This is a genomic window from Bacillus cereus group sp. MYBK14-1 (genome assembly GCF_051916885.1).
In the GTDB taxonomy this organism is placed as follows: Bacteria; Bacillota; Bacilli; order Bacillales; family Bacillaceae_G; genus Bacillus_A; species Bacillus_A cereus.
Window position 1 is genome coordinate 162,114 of the sequence record NZ_JBQAHM010000010.1, and the last position, 21,182, is coordinate 183,295.

The following is a 21,182-nucleotide window of genomic DNA, read 5'->3' on the forward strand; positions in this document are numbered from 1 at the left end:
CTGTTATTATACTTTAAATTTACTAGTCATCGCTTGTAGTTCTTCTGCCATCTCAGCTAAGTTTTGCGAAGCTGAACTAATTTCCTCCATGGAATTAACCTGTTCTTCTGTTGAAGCTGCAACACTTTGCATACTAGCTGTATTTTCTTCTGCAGCAGCTGCAATTTCATCAATAGCATTTGTCACTTCATTTGCATCCCCAGCAATTCTCTTCGTTGTTTCTACCATTTGATTAACTTGAGAAACAATATGTGTAGTAGAACTTAAAATTTCCGTAAAACTTACTTTCGTTTTTGTTACAACATCAAGGCCCTGTTGAACTTCTCCATTCACATTATCCATCGCCTTAACAGTATGTTCAATATCCGCCTTAATTTCTGCAATTAAATTTGCAATCTCTCCAGATGACTCTCCTGATTGCTCTGCTAATTTTCTAACCTCATCTGCTACAATAGCAAATCCTCGTCCCTGTTCACCTGCTCTTGCTGCTTCAATAGCCGCATTTAAAGCTAATAAGTTTGTTTGAGTTGCGATGTTTTGAATTGCTTCAGAAATAGCTCCTACTTGCTTTGATTTCTCATCAAGCAGTTTAATAATAGCATCTGACTCGGATACCGACCTAGAAATAGACTGCATTTGTTTTGCAGTTTGTTCAACTAAATCTTCTCCCTCTTCAGCTCTTTCTCGCGCATGTAATGAGGAAATAGAAATTGACTCTGCGCTTCCAGTTACATCTTGAATTGCTGTATTTACTTGTTGCAATGTAGCCGCACCTTCTTCAACACCTTGACTTTGTGATTCAGCCCCACCTGATACTTGTTCCATTGCAATTGTAATTTGATCTGTCGCATCATTTGCTTGCTGTACGCTCGCTGTTAACTCTTCTGCCGATGCTGCAACATGTTCTGCTGAAAAGCTAATTTGGGTAATAACATCTTGTAAAGACGTAGACATTTCATTAAATGAATTCCCTAATTTCCCTATGTCATCCTTGGAATGGATTGTAATTTTCTCTGTTAAATCTCCCTTACTAATTTTATATGCCGATTCAGCTATTTTTCGTAATGGCCTTGTAATAGACTTTGTAATGAAATAAATTAATATACTACCAAATGCAATAGCGATAGCAATGACAATCAAAGTCTTATAAAACACTGGACTGGCAGCTTGGGTAATTTCTTCATCGAACATAACACCAACTACTTTCCAGCCCGTTTTCTCATTTGTTGCAAAGATTAAATTCTTTTTATCATCTTGTTCTGTATAAGACACATTTCCTTGTTTATCTTCATAAATTGGTTTAATCCAAGGATCAGTAACTTTTGCACCTGGTTTTCTAGATGGATGACTAACAATTTGCTTATTTTGATCTAAAATAACTGCATAACCTTTTTCACCAATGTTAATCATTTTGGAAATTTTTAAGATGTTATCTAAATTTAAATTAATTCCTATAACACCTTTACCATCTTTTACTTCTTTCGCAATCGTCACTACCATATTTTTTGTAGATGCTGACTGATATGGCGCAGTAACAATTACTTTCCCTTTATTTTCATGTGCTTCTTTATACCAAGATCTATCTGTTGGATTATACCCATCAGCCATTTGAATAAATGGTTCTCTTATAAACTTTCCCGTCTCTGTTCCAATATAAATACCTTCTACTTCTGGATGAAGCTTTATATATTGTGCTAACTTCGTTCTTACTATTTCTTCTTGTCCATTTAGATATGTATCCTCTGTTAAGATGTCTGCAAAGTACGTCGCATCAACAAATTTCTCTTCTATATTTTGAGAAATAACAGTATTTAAAATCGAAATATTCTCCTTTGCCTTATCTGTCATTTGATGCTCAAAATTTGTTTTGGCAGTTTGATATGAAACACCACCGATAATAATTCCTGGTATAGTTAAAATAATAAAAAATGAAATGATTAATTTTTTATTGATACTCATACATTTAACCCAGTTAAATATTTTTTGCATAATAAGCCTCCTTTATGTAATGTGGATACTTGTGTCATTTTATACAATTAATATATATAAAACAACATATAATGATAACATGTAATTTTTTCGTCAATTATGCATTTTTGCATATCCACTCCTTATACGTATTTTAATCATAAAAATAAGAGAACTTTAGCATTATATATGCTAAAGTTCTCTTATTTCTTAACAGCTTCTACTCTATAAAACTTCTCTTATAATCCTCAAATCTTTACCCTTCGCCTTATAGTCATATTACTAAAACTCTTCGTCCTAATTTATTTAGCGCTCTTTACATAACTAATTGCCTGACTTCCCATTTGTACCCATGCCTGTTCAAAGGTTTCTCTCGGTACTTTTACATCTAAGCTATCCTCAAGTGGATCTCGAATATATACAGATTCCTGATCATACCCAATAAGTACAACACAATGTTCATTATACGTAATAGAAACATCTCCACTATTTGTTTCCCATGTAGTAAATTCAGCTTCATCTAATGGTGCAAATGTTGCATTTGTGATCATGACTACAGGTTGCCCTGCTTTTATACTCTTATAAATTTCTTCTATATTCTTCCCTGTTAAGTCTACAGCTTTATTAGGTAAATATTTTTCCGCTAACTGAAAAAGTGGCCCATGATATACACCATATCCCGATTCAGAAAATGTATAAATATTACCTACAAATCCTTCATTCGGATTCCCGCGCACACCATCGTCTATAAAATCAACTTTTTTTATTTCATTTGCTAATGTCATCTTATCCACTGAAACACCAGCGTATTGTAACATCATCGCTAAGCTCGTCACTTCACAGCCTCTATCCAATTCTGGTAACTGCTGAATTAAGGGAACATTTGCTAAGATGACTTTTTCATCGTTATTACTAAACTCCGTTTCTTTTCCTCTTTGTATATTTGAGAATGTTAACTTCTCTACATACTTTGGAATTCCATTTGTATATACACTCCATATTGCTGCACCTAGTAAAGCTGTACATATATACCACTTCAATTTTCTTATCGCTTTCACACCCTTATTAATTCGTTAAATAAGAATAAAATGCGTCAGCATCCGTTCGTACCATCGGTACAAAATTTAGTTCTTTTCCTTTTTCAGGCTGATCTTTTTTTATCTTTTCCGCTAACTCTTGAATATTCATATTCATTTTATCCATATTAAGCTCATCTGCCATTTGTAGCACCTTTTGTTCATTAATTTCTCTTAATATTTGATATATATCTTTACCATACAAATCAATATGATGTTTTTTTGCTTCTTCTTGTACTTTTTGTTCGTACACTTCTTGTGCTAACTCTTCAATTTCTTTTCCTTTTTGAGAAATATCTAACTTTCCTGCTTCTTCTCTTACTTTCTTTCCGTAGATTTCTTCCGCGATGTCTTCGATTTCTTTTCCATCTGTCGAAATACCTAATTTATCTGCTTCATCTTTAATTTTAATCGCATTAATTTGAGTAATTAAATCTACAATTGATGTATTCTCTATAGATATACCTAGCTTTAACGCTTCTTGCTTTACTTTTGTTTCATAGATTTCTTCTGACAGCATCCCAACATCTTTTCCTTCAATCGATATGCCTAACTGCTCTGCTTCCCTTCCTACTTCTGTTTCATGAATTTCTTTTTCTAGTGTAATTTGTTCTTTTCCTTCCGTTTCAATACCTAGTTTCTCTGCTTTTTCTTCTGTATGCACTGCATGTATCTTACCATTGTTCAATTGTTCTTTACTGCGCTGCGTGTAATCTGTCTTTCCTTTTTGTGTTTCAGAAGGAGAGGCCCCCCCTAATATACTTAAACTCATTACTCCAATAGTGAATACCGTCATCATTTTCTTTTTCAAAATTAATTCCTCCCTCTTATACTTTCTTTCCCATCATTCCCCTAGTTTTTTTAATACTATACATACATCTCATCGCTGCTTGAGATAACATTATGATTGATAAACCCCACTCACATACACCTAATCTCTTCTTCATGTAACGAACTTTCTTTATGCCATACATAATATAAATAGTTTCTTAACTTTCCCTTAAAAAAAGACGACCTTGTAAAAACAAGGTCGTCTTCTTACTTATATTTTTTGATTTTTAGGGAAAATCACTTCAAAACAAGTGCCATCTCCCCATTTGCTCTCTACTGATATTTTTCCGTAATGCTTTTCTACAATCCAATTTGCGATTGAAAGACCTAATCCAGCTCCTTCTGACGTACTTCTTGCTTTATCCCCTTGATAAAAACGATCAAATAATTTCGGAATATCTTCTTCTTTCACTCCTATCCCGTCATCTTTCACCTGTATGCGAATTGAACTACTCGTTTGCGTGCAATCAATTTGAATATGCCCACCTTCGTTTGTATACTTCATCGCATTATCTAACAGTATGACCATCATTTGATGAATCCGCTCTCTATCCCCCATAAAAGATACACCACGTTCTACTTTTAGCATCATTTCTTTTTCTTGATAAGAAGCAATCTCTTTATATGGAGCTACTATTTCTTCTAACAATTTATCAAGTTCAAATATTTTCTTATCCATCTCAATTTGATTAGAATCAGAACGTGCTAGCAATAATAAATTACTAACGAGTTTCGATAACCGCCTACATTCTTTTGAAATTGTAGAAATATCCATCGCTTTTTCTTCTATCGTAGCGGATGGTGACTGGAATAAAACATCCGTTTTTGATTGAATAACTGCAAGTGGTGTCCTGAGTTCATGTGATGCATCAGAAACGAATTGTTGCTGTTTCTCCCATGAACTTTGAATAGGTACAAGTGCTCTACCAGCTAGGAAAAAGCCAATACCTATCGCACAGAGGCTTCCTATGCTACAACCTATAACGAGAATTAAAAATAAAGTATTTAACATTCCTTCTTCCGCTGTTATATCTCGCACGATTTGAACTATTTCTCCATCTTTTTGAAGCGAAAATGCTCTAAAATATCGTCCTTGTACTTCAATATCTTGTAACTCCTCTAATTTTTCGGGAGAAAAACTTTCCAAATTCTCTTCAAAAATAGAACGGAATTTACGGTTATCGCCCTCTATTTTCACTATTTTCCCATTCCAAGTTATTCTAGTTACTCGCGGATCTCCAATTTGGATATTCTCCATGCGTTTTCTTGGTGGTACTTTAACATCTAATTTTTCTCTATACTGAGCTATCATTTTTATAGATTGATCTACTTCACTATAAATACGCTTGTATGTGTACGAATAAATAATACTGCCTAATATACCTATTAATAGAATAAATACTAATGAGTTCACTATAGTCAAACGAATGCGTGTTTTTTGAAACATACTTCCTTTTTTCATTGTTCTTTTAATATATATCCAATACCTCGAACGGTTTGAATATCTTTCTGATAACCGAATGGCTCTAATTTTTTACGTAAATGATGCACATACACTTCTACAATCGCTACTGTCGTATCTGAATCAAATCCCCAAACACGATCAAAAATTTGTTCACGCATTAAAATCTTTCCGCTATTTTGAACAAGGTACTCTAGAAGCTCATATTGTTTTAATGATAACTTCATACCTTTTCCATCTACTTGAACATCTTTATCTTTTCCGAACAATTCAATGCCTTTATAGCGAATTGTTTGCTGCGTTGTTAAACTACCACTTCTGCGTAGTAAAGCACGAATTCTCGCTTTTAATTCAGGGGCCTGAAATGGCTTAACAATATAGTCATCTCCACCAAAGTCCAATCCCTTCACCCGATCTTCTAAAGAATCTCTCGCTGTCAAAAACAGGACTGGTGTTTCAATCTTTTCATCTCGTATTTTTTGAATCACTTCAAATCCGTCCATCCCTGGCATCATCACATCCAGCAAAATTGCATCATATATATTTTGAAGAGCTAAAAACAATCCATCTTCTCCATTTATTGCCGTATCTACTTCAAATTCATCACGTAAAATTTGTACGATAGACTCTAATAACGAAGCATTATCTTCTACTACAAGTAAACGCATGCTCTCACCTTCCATCAAATAGTTCAATTCTATTTATTATTACATTTCTTCTCTTCATAACAAAAGAATGTAGTTACATTACGTAATTTCATTTTTAACTATTTCCTTCTAAAATTTTGAAGTTTTATTATAAAAACTTTGTCTTAAATTTAGCTTAATAAAAAATTGAAAGAAATAAGATTCCTCTTATCTCTTTCAATTTTTTATTACATATACCTTTTTACTCGGCAACTCTAAACAATTTAGCTGACCGCCATACACAGCCCCGCCATCAATCCCAATAATACGATTACTACCAAAATACACTCCGCAATCCTCACTACCATGAAGCGTTTTTGTTTCCGTATGCCCAAATACAATAACCTTTTCACCGCTATATCCATTATGAAATTCATTACGGATCCACATTAATGTATATGGTTCAGATTCAGAAACTCGTTTCATCGGTTCAACCCCAGCATGTACAAATATATACTCTTCTGTTTCAATGTAATGATCTAATTCTTGAATAAACTTTATATGTTCCTCTAATACACGAGAGTGTAAAATCGGTTTTTGGAAGTCTTTCTCATTAACCGCAATATCTTCTTCTACAAATCCATAGCTATATAATGTCTTATCTCCACCATTTCTTTTTACCCAATGGTTCCATGAACGTTCCTCATTTGTCGTTAACGCCTTAATCATCATATCTTCATGATTTCCTTTTAAAATGAGTGCTCCCTCTTTTTTCAATTCTCTTACCTTTTCAATTACAGCACGCGCATTTGGACCACGATCTACATAATCTCCCAGTAAGATTAATTGATCCTGTTTCGCATCATATTGAGCTTCTTCCAATAAATGTTCGAACTTTTCTATCTCTCCATGAATATCACTAATAACAAGAATTCTTTTCATATTATCCCCCCTCTTTCTAATTATAGTTCAAAACGACAGAAAGTTCAGAATTAAAATCCCGCATTAACGGGCAGTAAGCCCCCCACTGATTACAGTTTCACTTTATTACAAACTAAACTATTATCCTTACAACAATGTAAGTCTCTTGTCATCCAATTCGATAGTTGTAATTACTGTATTTCCTTATACTGAGAGTAAGAAATGAAACAAAAAATAAGGAGAGATGAGAGATGAAAAAAGTAATGGAAGTTGTAGTAGCGGTAGTAGAGGTTTTCGTAAATGGTAAACAAGTCGCAATGGAGTTAAATAAATAATGAAAAGGACAACATTCACTCTAGACCCTTTACTCATATAAAAGAGATAAGACTTCATCATTTCTTTGATCCCTTATCTCCCTATAAAGAAAGCCGTATCCCTTTTAAGGATACGGCTTTCTCTTATTTTTGACTCGTACGAGCTGAAATGCTAATTGCTCTATCTGTTGCTTTGGCAGCTTCATCTAACGCTTCTTTACTATTCTTCCCGTCATACATCGCTTCTAATGCTTTTACAACTGCATCTCGTGATTCTGGGAATACACTAATTAAAGCCCCTTGTGTTGCTGGAGATTGCTTCGTCGCTTGCAATTGATCTACTGTTACTTTCAACTGTGGATATTTTTCATATTGCTCTTTTACTAATGGCTCATTATATGCATCTGGATTAATTGAGAAATAACCTGTTGCAGTATGCCATTTTGCTTGTACGTCTGGCTTCGTTAAATATTTCATAAAGTCCCAAGCACCTTGTTGCGTTTCTTCTGAAACCATATTCGTCATCCATAATGATGCTCCACCAATAACAACACCATTTTGTTTCGAATCCTCAGGATACGGAATATATGAAACACCTACATTAAACTTAGATGCATCGATTAAATCAAGAACACCTGCTGAAGAATCTAAATACATAGCAACTTGTCCAGATTGGAACGCGGCACGAATATCATCCCAACTTGCTCCATACTTTCCAAGTGCGCCAGCTTTATTTAAATCATCTAACATTCCAAATACTTTCTGTCCTTCTTTACCGTTAAATACCGCCTTCTTTGCAGCATCTTTACGGCCGTTTTCGTTATCTACATATAAAGCACCTTGTGTCGCTAACAATTCTTCAAAGAACCAACCGTAGTTAAGCATGGAGAATCCATATTGTTTTACATTTCCGCCTTCTTTAATCGTTAACTTTTTCGCTGCTTCTTGTAATTCCGCATATGTTTTTGGAGCTTTCTCTGGATCTAAGCCCGCCTTTGCAAAAGCATCTTTATTATAAATTAATACTGGTGTAGATGAATTAAATGGCATAGAATACATTTTTCCATCAACTGAATAATAATTTGTAATTGCTTTTTCTAATTTTGACGTATCGTACTTATCTTTTTTTATCCAGCTATCAATTGGTGTGATTTTTTTGCTATCAATCATATATTTCGTTGTAATTTCACTCGATTGAACAAGAGCTGGCGCTTCTTTCGTTGCAGACATCGTTCTAAATTTCGTTAAAGACTCTTCATATGTCCCTTGGAACTCTGCCTTTATCTCATATTTATTTTGCGACTTATTATAGTCTGCAACAAGACCATCTAATACTCCTTGTGTTTTTCCACCCATCGCATGCCAGAAGCGAATTACAGTTTTATCACCATTTTTTTCAACAGGTGCTACTTTTGCCTGTACTTCAGGTTTTCCCTCTGTTTTACTATTTGAACAAGCTGCACTAGATAATGCCATTGTTGCTACCATTAATAGAGCAGCACCTTTTTTAACTAGACTCATTTAAATCTCACCTTCTCTTAGTTATTTAATTGCACCTTTTGTTAATCCTTGTTGTAATTGCTTTTGCCCTAAAAATAGTAAAATCAATGTTGGAATAACGATAACCGTAACACCGGCCATTACGCTTCCCCAATCAGTTGCAACTTCTTGAGACTGAAGCTGCTTTACACCGATTTGCACTGTTCTTACTTTTTCATCAGTGGTCACTAAAAGTGGCCATAAATACATATTCCATGTTGTTAAAAAGCTATATACTCCAAGCGTAATAAAACTCGTTTTACAATACGGTATTACAACGCTGAATAAAAATCTTATATTTCCAATCCCTTCAATAAAAGCAGCTTCTTTCAGTTCATTCGGGAGTGTCATAAAATGTTGACGTAACAAGAAAATACCGAAAGCTGTTGCAAAAAACGGCACTGTCATCCCGGCGAAACTATTGATCCAGCCAAAGTTTTGAATCGTTAAAAAGTTAGGCACCATCGTTGCTTCCCACGGAATAAGCATCGTTGAAATAAACAGGAAGAAAATTAAGTTTCTCCCTTTAAACTGAAGAAAAACAAAAGCATAAGCTGCTAAACTTGATACGATAAGTTGTCCAATCATAACGACTGTCGATACAATTAAACTGTTATATAAGTATGTAAAAAGCGGTACTTTTTGAAAAATATTAATGAAATTATCAAAAGTAAACTGGGTCGGAAATAACCTTCTCATTTGAATATCGTCTGGTGTCATAAAGCTTATTAAAAATGCATACAGTACAGGAAAAAATACCATCACTGCACTAATAATGAGTAGCATGTATAATAGGAAATTTTGTTTCCACTGTTTAACAATCATTTATAATGCACCTTTCTCTCAGCAAACTTAAATTGAAGTAATGTAGCAACGAAAATGAAAACAAATAATACCATCGCTTGTGCACTTGCTGTTCCAAATTGATGATTCACAAACGCCTCTTTGTAAATCGAGTACACAATTAAATTCGTTGCATCATTTGGTCCACCGTGCGTTAAAATATCAATTTGTCCAAAGCTTTGGAACGCACTAATTAATGTTACTGTTACAATAAAGAATAAAGTTGGTGATAGCATCGGTAATGTAACACGACGAAGCTTATATAAATAACTAGCACCATCTATAGATGCACTCTCATATAAAGACGTATCAATATTTTGTAAACCACCTAATATAACTAAAAATGCAAAACCTGTATTCACCCAAACTGTTGTAACTGATACAGAGAATAGTGCCCAGTCCGGACTCGTTAACCATGCGATTGCAGGAAGGTTCATAGAGGCTAATATATTATTAAATAATCCTACACTTGGATGAAATAAAAATAGCCAAATCACTGCACTAGCAGCTACTGATATTCCCATCGTCGAAGAAAACAGAACTCGGAATAACCCAATACCTCTTACCTTTCCATTTGCAATCAATGCAAGAAACAAAGCAAATATAATACTCGTAGGAACTGTATATAAAACAAATAATAAAGTTGATTTTATACTTTTGTAGAAGGCTGGATCAGAGAATAAATATTGATAATTTTCTAAGCCAACGAAAAGATTAGCTTCTCCATGTATATCGGTTAAATAAAAACTATAATAAATCGTCCTAAACAATGGATAGAACAGAAAAATCGAAAATAGCAAAATAGATGGCGCCAAAAACAATAATCCTATTCTTAAATCTTTCGTTCTCTCCCATAATTTTTTCTTTTTTGACACCTTTGTTTGAACTGGTAACTTACTTACTTCGATCATTATTTCGCCACCACTTTCAACTCTTCTTCAGCTACCACTTTTAAGCGTTCATTCGTGTTTTCGTTAAAGAAGCATAACTTTTCTTGCGAGAATAATAATTTTACTTTGTCACCTTTGTTCAGGAGTAACTGTCCGATAACTTTCGCACTCCAAGTTGTTCCATTTACCGCAAAGTTCAATATAGATTCATTCCCTAATACTTCTACAGATTGCAACGTCACTTCTTGTCCCTCCTCAGACAGTGCAATATGCTCAGGGCGCATGCCTATGCGAATTGTTCCTTCTGGTAATTGCTTTAACTGTCTAATAGATAATGGAATTTGCAATTGTCCTATATGTAATACACCTTTTTCTTTATTTACTTCCCCATCATTTATATTCATAGAAGGAGAACCTATAAAGCTTGCAACAAATTCGTTTGCTGGTTCGTTATATATGTTAAGTGGTGTTCCAACTTGCTGTATACTTCCTTTATTTAAAACCATGATACGATCACCCATAGTCATCGCTTCTATTTGATCGTGGGTAACGTAAATCATCGTAATTCCTAATCGCTGCTGAATTTCTCTAATTTCAATTCTCATTTGCGCACGTAATTTCGCATCCAAATTCGAAAGTGGTTCATCCATTAAACAGATTGGCGCTTGACTCACAATTGCCCTGGCAAGTGCAACACGCTGTCTTTGTCCGCCTGATAATTGGCCTGGTTTCATTTTCACATACTCTTTCAGTCCTACCATTTCAATAGCTTCCATTAATCGCTTTTGTCGCTCTTCTTTTTGTACTTTTCTTACCTTAAGTCCAAATAAAATATTTTCTTCTACAGATAAGTGTGGATATAATGCATAATTTTGAAATACCATTGATAGATTACGGTCTTTCGGCTCTAGATCATTTGCAACACGTTCATTAATAATTAAATCTCCTGAAGAAATCTCTTCTAAGCCAGCGATCATTCGTAATAATGTGCTTTTCCCGCATCCCGAAGGTCCAACTAAAACAAAAAATTCACCCTTCTTAATATGAACCGATATGCCTTTAACCGCTGTCTCTTCTGCATTTTTATATACCTTTGAAACATTTTTCAATTCAATCACAAGGTTGCACTCCTTTTTTCTTCTTGTATCCATACTTCATAATGACTTGTTGAAATCGCACTTGCTCCTGCACGAATTGCAATTTCCGCATCTTCTCGCGTTTGAATCAGCCCTCCTGCAATAATAGGAAACTCTATTTCCTCTACTAGCTGCTTAATAATAGAAGGCATAATCCCCGGCATAATCTCTACTGCATTTGGTTTAGTCGTTTTACAATTTTCAATTGATTTAGTAAGAGATAAAGTATCTACAATAAAAATACGTTGAATTGTTTTCAATCCAATTTTATTAGCATTTCGAATTGTTGAACCCTTTGTTGAAATAATACCTTGTGCCCCGATAACATCTTGAATATACAAAAGCGCTTCCTCTGTATTCGTATTTAAGCCTTGTATAAAATCACAATGAAGAAATACATCATGTCCATGTTTCTGCAATTCATATACACGCTCTGGTAATTCCAGCATTGAACCAGTCATAAGAAAAACTGTTTTCGGCAATTTTTTGTATGCTTTGTATCCTTTCCAATCCTTTATCATCGCAATATAAGGTTCTTTAAACATTTATTCCACCTAACTGTTCTATTTTTATCCAAACTAAAAACACCTACTTACATAGAACGCCTTTCTCCTTATTTGAACTCTAGGGAATAGAGCACACCTAAGAAAGTGGCACATTATATGTAAGTGGGTGTTCTCAAATGTTCTCTACCCTAGTTATTTTGTTACCTTTACTATATTACGCATTTATTAAGTCAGTTTTGATAGATTGTTAATTAGGTGTTAATCGAATGTTAATATTCACCATATCATTATTTACATTAATCTAGATATTAAAATATAAATAAATAGAACGAAACAATACTTAAAATTCAATCAATATGTAAATTCATTCCATAGTTAATGATTTTTAGTTTGCTTGCCACTGCTTGCAAACTAAAGTTATCCCAAGCAGTACTATAAAGTGGAATGCGCCTTTTCTCTTGTATTGATATGGCCCAGGCTGTAACAACATCAGTACCATATCCGTTCCCTTGAAACTCCGCTAAAGTTTCCACACTTGCCTCAGCAGCTACGGGCGTACTTCTGGCACTGCAACAAACAGAAACTACTTTTTCATTTTTTACAATTGCCAAATAAGGTTGCCTCCTTATTTACTCCATTTACCATCCATTCATAATCTATTTTTCATGTTCAAAATAAAAATCCCATTCAAATACACATTACTGAATCCATCATACTAACTGATTTCTTCATTCTGTCTATCTAAATGGGATTATTTTTCGTTTTTTACTCTACTGGTTGTTGTGGCTGTACTACTTCATTCGCTCCAGCTACCCTCAACATATTTACAATATCTTTAAAACCTCTTTTTTCAGCGTATTGCAGTGGCGTCAGATGTTCCTTGTTAGCCATGTTTACATCTGCACCGTGATCAATAAGTAATTGAATTACTTTCTTATGGTTTTCACTACCATTTCCTAATACAATTGCTTCTAATAACGCTGTTCCACCACGTTCATTTTTATAATTCACATCAATATCTGTATGCTCTAATAATTCTTTAACAACCTCTACATGGCCACGCTCAGATGCAGAAATAAGTGCTGTCCCACCTGACCTAGTCGTTTCTTTCGTATTAACTCCTGCATTAATTAATACTTTTACAATATCCGTATATCCTTCTCTACTTGCATAAAGAAGTGGATTACTTTTTTTCTCATCTTTAATTTCAATATTAGCACCTGCACCAATTAATGCTTTAACTGTCTCTACATGATTTTGGTACGTCGCTGCAAGGACAGGCGTTTCTCCGTTGTCACCTTCTACGTTTATATTCGCTCCATCCTGAATCAACTTCATAGCTGTCTCTGTGTCTCCAAGAGTAGCTGAAAGTAACAACTGTTTGTCCATTAAATTTATACTTTTCTCTTCTTTAGATTCTTCCTGTTCTTTATGCTTCTCTTTTTTCTTCTCATTTTTCACATGAACCGGTTTCGATTCTGGTTCTTCTTGCTTATCGCAAGCCACTACCGTCATTAAAAGTCCTAATAAAATACATAATAAAATTTTTTGTTTTCTCACAACTACAGCTCCTATGAAAGATAATGTTTTCTTAACCATTCCTCCATCACATACAATAACTCTTCTTGAGTACATTTATCCATAAGCCCTTTAGATTCCTTCTTTAATCGGATTATCTTAAGCTTATACTATGTTTCTCAACCTATTGAAATGATACGCCTGATGGCCCCATCATTAACATTATGAAGCAATTAGTTTAGCACGTTTTTACCGCATTTGTATACATTTCTAAAAAGTACATAAATGATTGCTTTAGGTTACTATATTCCATTGTAACCGTTCTGCTAAAAATTTTACACCTTTTCTATATTTGCACCTGAGTAATAATAGAAAAAGACAACTACATAGTTGTCTTTTTCTATTAATGATGTCCACCATGATTTCCTGCTTTCGGTTTCCCCATCATCTCTTTATTCATTTCCCATTTATGCTCTGCTAGCTCTTTATACGAAAGAACTTTCCCCTTATAGTTAGATACAAAGCTCTCTGCATCTTTTTTATTTTTAAATGAAATGACATTATAAGCCATCGGTGTCGTTATTGTTTTATCATATACGTAAGTAGCGTCTTCTAACGAAATCCAATCTTTCGAATCATAATCTCGGACAAATTTCTCTTTCGTCTTTTCATCTGAGTTGATCTCCATCCATTTATACATACAACCGATATCATCAAACTTTAACGCTTTTCCATTTTCTAAAATAATTTCTGTTGCAAATTGATTATCTGTTACCCCAATTTGGCAAATATCACATTTATCATGTTTCTCATCAATGGCAACAGCTGCTGTTTCCTTTTTCCCACACCCGACTACCGTAAATACGAAACATAAACATATAGCAAGTACGACATATTTTACTTTCATCAATATTCCTCCCTAGAAACCGTATACTCCACGAAAAGAATACCAAAAGGTTGTGTGAGATTTGTGAAAAAACAATGTGCTTTTTGTAATATAGGAAACAAAAAAAGATGTGTAGTTATTTCTACACATCTCTCATCACTCGCAACCTGTAATTAACAAATCATCTTCTAATTTAACTAATAATGTATCCGCACTAATTTCCTGTCCAACTTCTACATTTACCAATCTTATATTTCCACTAATCCCGACTGCAATTTTTTTAAGCTCACCGTCATTTTTTCGGATCATCAGTAATTTTTCCCATTCATATACGTAAGAAGATTCATTAATAAAAATCTCCTCTACTTTTCCTTCATAAGAGCTATAAATCTCTTCAATTCTCGTTTTCATATAACATCTACTCCCTATTTCACACTTCACTATTTTCATCTTATTCTACCATTCTTACGAGAAGCAGCTTACTTTTTAAAAATTCAAATTAACTACCGTGAACAAAATGAACAAAATAAAAATTATGCTTCTAATGATGTTATTTTTCAAATTATTTACCATTTGAATAGATGCTTTTATTATAAATAAAAAACCTTTTTCTGAATTTTTATTCTATTTTGAAAGCGCAATCATTCTTTTGAGGGGGAAATTACATGTTAGCACTACTTGGATTTGCGATGGTATTTGTCTTTATGTTTTTAATTATGACGAAACGTATGTCAGCGCTAGTAGCATTAATATTAATTCCGAGTGTTTTTGCATTAATTGGCGGATTCTATGCCGATATGGGACCTATGATGTTAGAGGGGATCCAAAAATTAGCACCTACTGGTATTATGCTTATGTTCGCTATTTTATATTTTGGGATTATGATTGATAGCGGTTTATTCGATCCTGTCATTAGTAAGATTTTAAAATTTGTAAAAGGAGATCCTTTAAAAATCGTTGTCGGAACGGCTATATTGACTATTATCGTTTCTCTAGATGGTGATGGTACAACAACATACATGATTACAGTTTCCGCAATGTATCCACTATATAAGCGCCTTGGAATGAACCCCCTCATATTAGCTGGAGTTGTTATGTTAGGGGCAGGGGTAACAAATCTTACACCTTGGGGTGGACCCACAGCTCGTGTTATGAGCGCACTTGGACTTGAGGCTTCCGAATTATTTACACCTCTTATTCCAGGAATGATTGCTGGTGCAATTTGGGTTGTTTTCGTTGCCTACTATCTTGGAAAAAAAGAAAGAAAACGTTTAGGAATTATGGATGTACAGTATTTAAAACAAATGCAAACAATGGATGAGCAAGCTGCAACTGTCGAAGCAGCAGTGCATAAACGCCCTAAACTTCTATGGATTAACTTTTTATTAACCGCCACATTACTTGTCTGTCTCATACTAGAAGTTATGCCATTACCTGTTTTATTTACAGTCGCTTTTGCTATCGCTGTTATGATTAACTATCCAAACTTAGAGCAACAGAAAGAACGTATTGCTTCTCATGCTGGGAATGTATTAGCAGTTGTTTCTCTCGTATTTGCTGCCGGTATTTTCACTGGTATTTTATCTGGAACAAAAATGGTAGATGCAATGGCTAACAGTGTAGTAACTCTTATACCAGATGCACTTGGACCACAATTGCCAATTATTACAGCACTTCTCAGTATGCCATTCACATTTTTCATGTCTAATGATGCATTTTACTTCGGGGTATTACCTATTTTGACGAAAGCTGCTGCTACTTACGGAATTAGTGCAGCTGAAATGGGACGTGCTTCCTTACTTGGGCAACCCGTTCACTTATTAAGTCCTCTTGTCGCTTCCACTTATTTATTGGTCGGAATGGCAAAAGTTGATTTCGGTGAACATCAACGCTTCACTTTATTGTGGGCCGTTGGAACGACAATGGTTATGTTAATTACCGGAATTGTAATTGGGATTATTCCAATATAAGATGCAAAAAAACAGTAGAAGGAATAAAATCCTCTACTGTTTTTTATTATGAAGAAACAAGAAAATAACGTCTCTCGGGTCTCCCAACACTTCCATATATTAGCTCTGCGTGGACTTTCTTCCCAGATATCAAATACTCTAAATAACGCCTTGCCGTTGATCGGCTTACGCCTACCATTGAACTTAGCACCTCTGCTGTAATCCCTTCTTCATTAACTGTTAACATATGCTTTTTTATTTTCGCTAAAGTTAAAGGATCTATCCCTTTCGGGGCATATTCTATTTGATCTCCCTTCACCCCTCTTTGAGACCATAAATATTCAATTTGCTCCGTAGATAATTGATTATTTTTCTTTAACTGTATAATCTTTTTTTGATAGCCTTCCAGACTTGCTTTAAATCGGTCAAACATTAGTGGCTTTACGATATAATCTGTTACTCCGCCCCGCAGGGCGTGCCTCACTACATCTGTTTCCGATGCCGCTGTAATCATAATAATATCTGTATCGTGCAAATGATGCCTAATATATGTGACAAGTTCCGTTCCTTGCATATCAGGTAAGTACACATCTAATAAAACAAGCTGTGGCTTCACAAGCTCTAGCCATTCTTTCGCTTGTTCTCCAGTCGTTGCCGTTCCAATTACTTTAAATCCCTCAATTTTCTCAGTAAAACGACGATGAATGTCAGCAATCCGAATATCATCTTCTACAATTAATACTTCAATCTCCTCACCCATTACTATTCGCCTCTCTCTTTCGGTAGTGCAATAATAAATAACGCACCACCTAAATCCCCTTTTTCAATTGCAATACTTCCATTTAAATCTTCTACTAACTCTTTCACTTTTGCTAATCCATATCCTCGCTCTCCTCCTTCTTTCGTCGAAAAGCCTTTATAGAATATGCTAGTAATTATTTCATCATGAATCCCTTGCCCTGAATCTTCCACTTCAATTAATATTTCTTCTCCAATATCAGTTACAAACATCCTTACTTTCTTATCATTCTCTTCATTTTTTTCAATTGCTTCAAATGCATTCGTAATTAAATTTCCTAAAATAGAAACGACATAATTACTCTCAATATGTGGACTTAATTTTTCTAAACCACTTTCTCTATCTAGCATAAAATCAATCTTCAACTCTCGTGCTCTATTATAAAATCCAATTAAAATTCCACCTAGCCATGGATTTTGAATCCGCTTCATAATAAATTGAACAAAATCTTGATATACCGCTGTTTCCTTATGAATAAGCTCTAAAGCATCTTCGTATGATTCTAATTGAATAAGACCTGAAAGCGTATACAATAAATTATTATATTCGTGCGCTTGCGCTCGTAATGCCTCTGTATATTGCTTCGTCTGAGATAATTCTGCTGTTAACTGATCCATTTCAGATTTCAAACGTAAGCTCGATACAACGCCAGTTACTTTATTCTTTACTTTAATAGGTAGACGGTTCGCAATAACAGCCTGTCCTTTTATATTTAATTGGCGATCAAACTGTTCTTCACCAGTTTGAAGTACATCTAGTATCGTTGAATTAGGAATTACATTTAAAATAAATTCCCCAATAATATTTTGTTGTTTATCTAGCGAAAGAATATCATAAGCTGCTTGATTGACTAAACTAATCATGCCATTTTTATCGATTACAATAATCCCTTCACGTACAGATTGAATCACTGTACTATGCTCTTCATATAAAGATGAAATTTCTTCTGGTTCCATCCCGAACATCATTCTTTTTATACTTGCCGCTAAATATATAGAGCCGATTACTCCAATTAATAGCCCTATTATTGTAATCCAAAATACACGCTTTCCATACACTTCTACCGCTCCATGAATATCAGCCATTGAAAATCCAACAGACACCACACCAATGATTTCATTTTCCTGATTACGGATTGGAACTTTTCCGCGTAATGAAGGGCCTAATGATCCAGTTGCTTTCGAAACATATGATTTTCCTTCTAATAAAACGCCTTTATTATCTCCGCCAACCATTTTTTCTCCTATTTTATCTCGCTCAGGATGCGCATAACGAATCCCCTCTTTGTTTCCAACTACAATGAAGTCAGCCTCTGTATCCATTCGAATTTTTTCTGCGATTGGCTGAATAATAGAAGCTGGATTTTCTTTTTGAAAAGCTTCCTGAATTTCTGGTATCGCGGCAACTGTTTTCGCAACATGCAAAGCCCGTTTCCCAATTTGCTCTTCTACCGTTTCAGATAATATGTAATAAAATAAATAACTCGTTAGCAGAAGTACCACTAAAATAAGTGTACTAATAGTTAATGTAATTCTCGGTTGGAGTTTTAATTTTTTTAATTTCAAAACCATTCCCCTAACATGATTAAAGATAGAATTTAAAGAATATACAGTCTCTTTAATTATACTTAATCATAACACGGTTACTCTATATTTCTTTCTTTTTCTCTTCATAAAAAAAGAAACGAAGTAAAATTATTACCTCGTTTCTTAATATTTGTTATTACACTTTAAACTTACTAATCATCTCTTGTAATTCTTCTGCCATTTGTGATAAATGGACTGCTGCTGCATTTATTTCATCTACTGAAGCTAATTGTTCTTCTGAAGAACCAGCAATATTTTGAACGCTTGCTGCATTTTCTTCAATTGTGGCTGCAATTTCATTAATAGATGCACTTACTTGTTTTGCATCTACCGTCATTTGTTTTGCTACATCTACCATGCTATCAATTTGTACAACTGTATCATTTGTAGACTTCAATATTTCGGCAAAGCTTTGCTTCGTTTCATTTGCAACTACAAGTCCTGATTGTACTTCTGCTCCAACTTGATTCATAGAGCTTACTGTTTCTTTTATATCAAATTGAATCTCTTTCACTAGTTTCCCAATTTCCGTAGAAGACTGTCCTGATTGTTCTGCTAGCTTTCGCACTTCATCTGCTACAATTGCAAATCCTCTTCCTTGCTCTCCAGCTCTCGCAGCCTCAATTGCCGCATTTAACGCTAATAAATTTGTCTGTTCTGCAATATGTTGAATCACTTCAAGGATTGCTCCAATTTGTTTCGACTTATCGTCTAACAAACCAATGATTTTGTCTGACTGTGAAACAGACTCATGAATTAATTGCATTTGATTCACAGTTTGTTCAACTAACTTCCCACCATTTTCAGCTTTTTTCTTCGTATACATAGAGGCTGTAGATACTAATGAAGAACTATCTGCAACACGCTGAATTCCTTCTGTAACTTCTTCTAACAATGTTGCTCCTTCTTCAACTTCTTTCGTTTGTATTTCTGCACCACTTGATACTTGCTCTATCGCCTGTGTAATTTGTTCCGTTGCTTCGCTTGTCTGCTTCATACTAGCTGTTAATTCTTCTGAAGATGCCGCTACATGACTTGCTGAAGTGTTTATATTGGAAATGACACTTTGTAACGATGCAGCCATCTCGTTAAAACTTTCTCCTAGCTGTCCAATTTCATCTTTAGAATGAACTGTAATTGATTCTGTTAAATCACCTTCACTAATCTTCTTCGATGATATGACAAGTTGTTTTAACGGTTTAATAATAGACGCAATTATGAAGTAAATTACAATTCCACCGATTATTAGTGAAATTCCAAGAACAGTTACTGTTTTATAGAAAATAGGTTCAGCCGCTTCGATAATTTCTTTGGAAGGCATAATTCCTGCTATTTTCCACCCAGTTTTCTTATTCGTTTTAAAAGTGATATTGCGATCTTCACCATCTAATGAATAATGAAAATCCCCAGCTTCCTGTTTATACAATTCTTTACTAAGTTTCTCTTCTAATTTCTCTCCTGGCTTCATTTTCGGGTGTGCTACTACATTTTTATCTTGATCAAATATCGCTACATATCCTTCCTTACCAATATTAACCATCTTAGAAGTAGTAACAATATTATTAATGATCAAGTCAATCCCAAGAACTCCACTTTTATCCTCGTTTTGTTTTGCTAGTGTAATAACAATATTCCCTGTCGTTTTTGACTTATATGGAGCAGTTACAATTACCTCTCCACTTTTCTTCACGGCCTCTTTATACCAATCTCTTTCTGTAGGATTATATCCATCTGGCATCTGAATAGCTGGTGATTGAATGAACTGTCCATTACTAGATCCTGTATAGATTGCTTCCATTTCTGGATGCAGTTTATTGTATTCTTCTAGTTTATTTTGTATGTTTTGAATTTGATCTGCTTGGTAACTTGATTGTGTGAATAATTTCGTAAAATAAGTTGCATCTACTTTTTTACTATCCAATTCTTTATTAATTACATTATCCAAAATTTTTATATTATCTTTCGCCGAGTTTAAAATCGTTTCATTAAAATTCGTCTTCGCCTGTTGATAAGACGTCCAACCAATTACAATACTTGGAAGAACTAAAATAATAATAAATGATACAAGTAACTTTGTTTTTAAACTACTACTCCTTAATTTCCCTTGAAACATACTTCTACCCCTCCATACCGTTTTAAATGTAATTAATTAACATTTAATCTTTCTATAAAAATAATACGATTTAAATGTATCGATGAGACTCTCTATCTTTTTCTACATCATAAAGAATTGATACATATCTTTTTCATTCTATATAAATTAAATAATTAAAACAATGTATAAAAATGTATATTATTCGAAATATTATAATTCACAGAAGAACCTCTAGTA

The 21,182-nt window shown here is 34.3% G+C and carries 18 protein-coding genes and 3 pseudogenes; 1 reads left to right on the forward strand and 20 read right to left on the reverse strand.

Going from position 1 to position 21,182, the window contains the following annotated elements; genetic code table 11:
• Window positions 1-6: 6 nt before the first annotated feature.
• The 16 genes and pseudogenes from ACTFR3_RS22460 to ACTFR3_RS22535 all read right to left on the reverse strand — a co-directional run bounded on the left by ACTFR3_RS22460 (window position 7) and on the right by ACTFR3_RS22535 (window position 14,927).
• Window positions 7-954: a methyl-accepting chemotaxis protein gene (locus ACTFR3_RS22460; RefSeq protein ID WP_433846465.1), complete on the reverse strand. Its 948-nt coding sequence runs from the start codon at window positions 952-954 to the stop codon at window positions 7-9.
• Window positions 946-1,989: pseudogene (locus ACTFR3_RS22465) on the reverse strand (cache domain-containing protein); the annotation flags it as partial. The gene ACTFR3_RS22460 and the pseudogene ACTFR3_RS22465, both read right to left, overlap by 9 nt.
• Window positions 1,990-2,270: 281 nt before the next feature.
• Window positions 2,271-3,026, reverse strand: a complete 756-nt coding sequence (locus ACTFR3_RS22470; protein ID WP_033689701.1) for a C39 family peptidase — start codon at window positions 3,024-3,026, stop codon at window positions 2,271-2,273.
• A gap of 7 nt (window positions 3,027-3,033) precedes the next feature.
• Window positions 3,034-3,855 (reverse strand): hypothetical protein, encoded by an 822-nt coding sequence (locus ACTFR3_RS22475; RefSeq protein WP_000728585.1) that lies wholly within the window; start codon window positions 3,853-3,855, stop codon window positions 3,034-3,036.
• A 231-nt stretch (window positions 3,856-4,086) separates the two neighbouring features.
• Entirely contained in the window at window positions 4,087-5,337 is a 1,251-nt protein-coding gene (locus ACTFR3_RS22480; protein ID WP_000715835.1) for a sensor histidine kinase, read from the reverse strand.
• On the reverse strand, window positions 5,334-6,005 hold the full coding sequence (locus ACTFR3_RS22485; protein ID WP_001238621.1) for a response regulator transcription factor: 672 nt from the start codon (window positions 6,003-6,005) through the stop codon (window positions 5,334-5,336). The genes ACTFR3_RS22480 and ACTFR3_RS22485 overlap by 4 nt, the downstream gene beginning before the upstream one ends.
• A gap of 195 nt (window positions 6,006-6,200) precedes the next feature.
• Window positions 6,201-6,905: a metallophosphoesterase family protein gene (locus ACTFR3_RS22490; RefSeq protein ID WP_000821952.1), complete on the reverse strand. Its 705-nt coding sequence runs from the start codon at window positions 6,903-6,905 to the stop codon at window positions 6,201-6,203.
• 437 nt (window positions 6,906-7,342) lie between these two features.
• Complete coding sequence (locus tag ACTFR3_RS22495) at window positions 7,343-8,719, reverse strand: ABC transporter substrate-binding protein (protein WP_440044819.1); 1,377 nt, start codon at window positions 8,717-8,719, stop codon at window positions 7,343-7,345.
• A 21-nt stretch (window positions 8,720-8,740) separates the two neighbouring features.
• Window positions 8,741-9,562, reverse strand: a complete 822-nt coding sequence (locus ACTFR3_RS22500; RefSeq protein WP_000635946.1) for a carbohydrate ABC transporter permease — start codon at window positions 9,560-9,562, stop codon at window positions 8,741-8,743.
• Window positions 9,559-10,491: a carbohydrate ABC transporter permease gene (locus ACTFR3_RS22505; protein WP_000573797.1), complete on the reverse strand. Its 933-nt coding sequence runs from the start codon at window positions 10,489-10,491 to the stop codon at window positions 9,559-9,561. The genes ACTFR3_RS22500 and ACTFR3_RS22505 overlap by 4 nt, the downstream gene beginning before the upstream one ends.
• Window positions 10,491-11,588 carry an ABC transporter ATP-binding protein gene (locus tag ACTFR3_RS22510; RefSeq protein WP_000571372.1) on the reverse strand — a complete coding sequence of 366 codons (1,098 nt, stop codon included), beginning with the start codon at window positions 11,586-11,588 and terminating at the stop codon, window positions 10,491-10,493. The genes ACTFR3_RS22505 and ACTFR3_RS22510 overlap by 1 nt, the downstream gene beginning before the upstream one ends.
• Window positions 11,585-12,151 carry a glycerol-3-phosphate responsive antiterminator gene (locus ACTFR3_RS22515; protein ID WP_000472003.1) on the reverse strand — a complete coding sequence of 189 codons (567 nt, stop codon included), beginning with the start codon at window positions 12,149-12,151 and terminating at the stop codon, window positions 11,585-11,587. The genes ACTFR3_RS22510 and ACTFR3_RS22515 overlap by 4 nt, the downstream gene beginning before the upstream one ends.
• 308 nt (window positions 12,152-12,459) lie before the next feature.
• Window positions 12,460-12,735: pseudogene (locus ACTFR3_RS22520) on the reverse strand (GNAT family N-acetyltransferase); the annotation flags it as partial.
• A gap of 142 nt (window positions 12,736-12,877) precedes the next feature.
• Window positions 12,878-13,747, reverse strand: coding sequence for an ankyrin repeat domain-containing protein (locus ACTFR3_RS22525; protein ID WP_000287336.1), 870 nt, complete (start codon window positions 13,745-13,747; stop codon window positions 12,878-12,880).
• A 286-nt stretch (window positions 13,748-14,033) separates the two neighbouring features.
• Window positions 14,034-14,537: a nitrous oxide reductase accessory protein NosL gene (locus ACTFR3_RS22530; RefSeq protein ID WP_000865665.1), complete on the reverse strand. Its 504-nt coding sequence runs from the start codon at window positions 14,535-14,537 to the stop codon at window positions 14,034-14,036.
• 135 nt (window positions 14,538-14,672) lie between these two features.
• Entirely contained in the window at window positions 14,673-14,927 is a 255-nt protein-coding gene (locus tag ACTFR3_RS22535; protein WP_000857376.1) for a hypothetical protein, read from the reverse strand.
• A gap of 254 nt (window positions 14,928-15,181) precedes the next feature.
• Here ACTFR3_RS22535 and ACTFR3_RS22540 point away from each other — a divergent pair, with 254 nt between their 5' ends.
• Window positions 15,182-16,486 carry a CitMHS family transporter gene (locus ACTFR3_RS22540; protein ID WP_000880464.1) on the forward strand — a complete coding sequence of 435 codons (1,305 nt, stop codon included), beginning with the start codon at window positions 15,182-15,184 and terminating at the stop codon, window positions 16,484-16,486.
• Between the two features lie 46 nt (window positions 16,487-16,532).
• Here the strand turns inward: ACTFR3_RS22540 and ACTFR3_RS22545 are convergent, their stop codons facing one another.
• The 4 genes and pseudogenes from ACTFR3_RS22545 to ACTFR3_RS22560 all read right to left on the reverse strand — a co-directional run.
• Complete coding sequence (locus ACTFR3_RS22545) at window positions 16,533-17,225, reverse strand: response regulator (RefSeq protein ID WP_000503461.1); 693 nt, start codon at window positions 17,223-17,225, stop codon at window positions 16,533-16,535.
• Between the two features lie 2 nt (window positions 17,226-17,227).
• A complete protein-coding gene (locus ACTFR3_RS22550; protein ID WP_002025277.1) occupies window positions 17,228-18,835 on the reverse strand; it encodes an ATP-binding protein in 1,608 nt (535 codons plus the stop codon).
• Window positions 18,836-18,986: 151 nt separating this feature from the next.
• Window positions 18,987-19,934 carry a methyl-accepting chemotaxis protein gene (locus tag ACTFR3_RS22555; protein WP_370445030.1) on the reverse strand — a complete coding sequence of 316 codons (948 nt, stop codon included), beginning with the start codon at window positions 19,932-19,934 and terminating at the stop codon, window positions 18,987-18,989.
• Window positions 19,929-20,963 (reverse strand): annotated as a pseudogene (locus ACTFR3_RS22560) (HAMP domain-containing protein); the annotation flags it as partial. The pseudogene ACTFR3_RS22560 and the gene ACTFR3_RS22555, both read right to left, overlap by 6 nt.
• Window positions 20,964-21,182 lie beyond the last annotated feature (219 nt).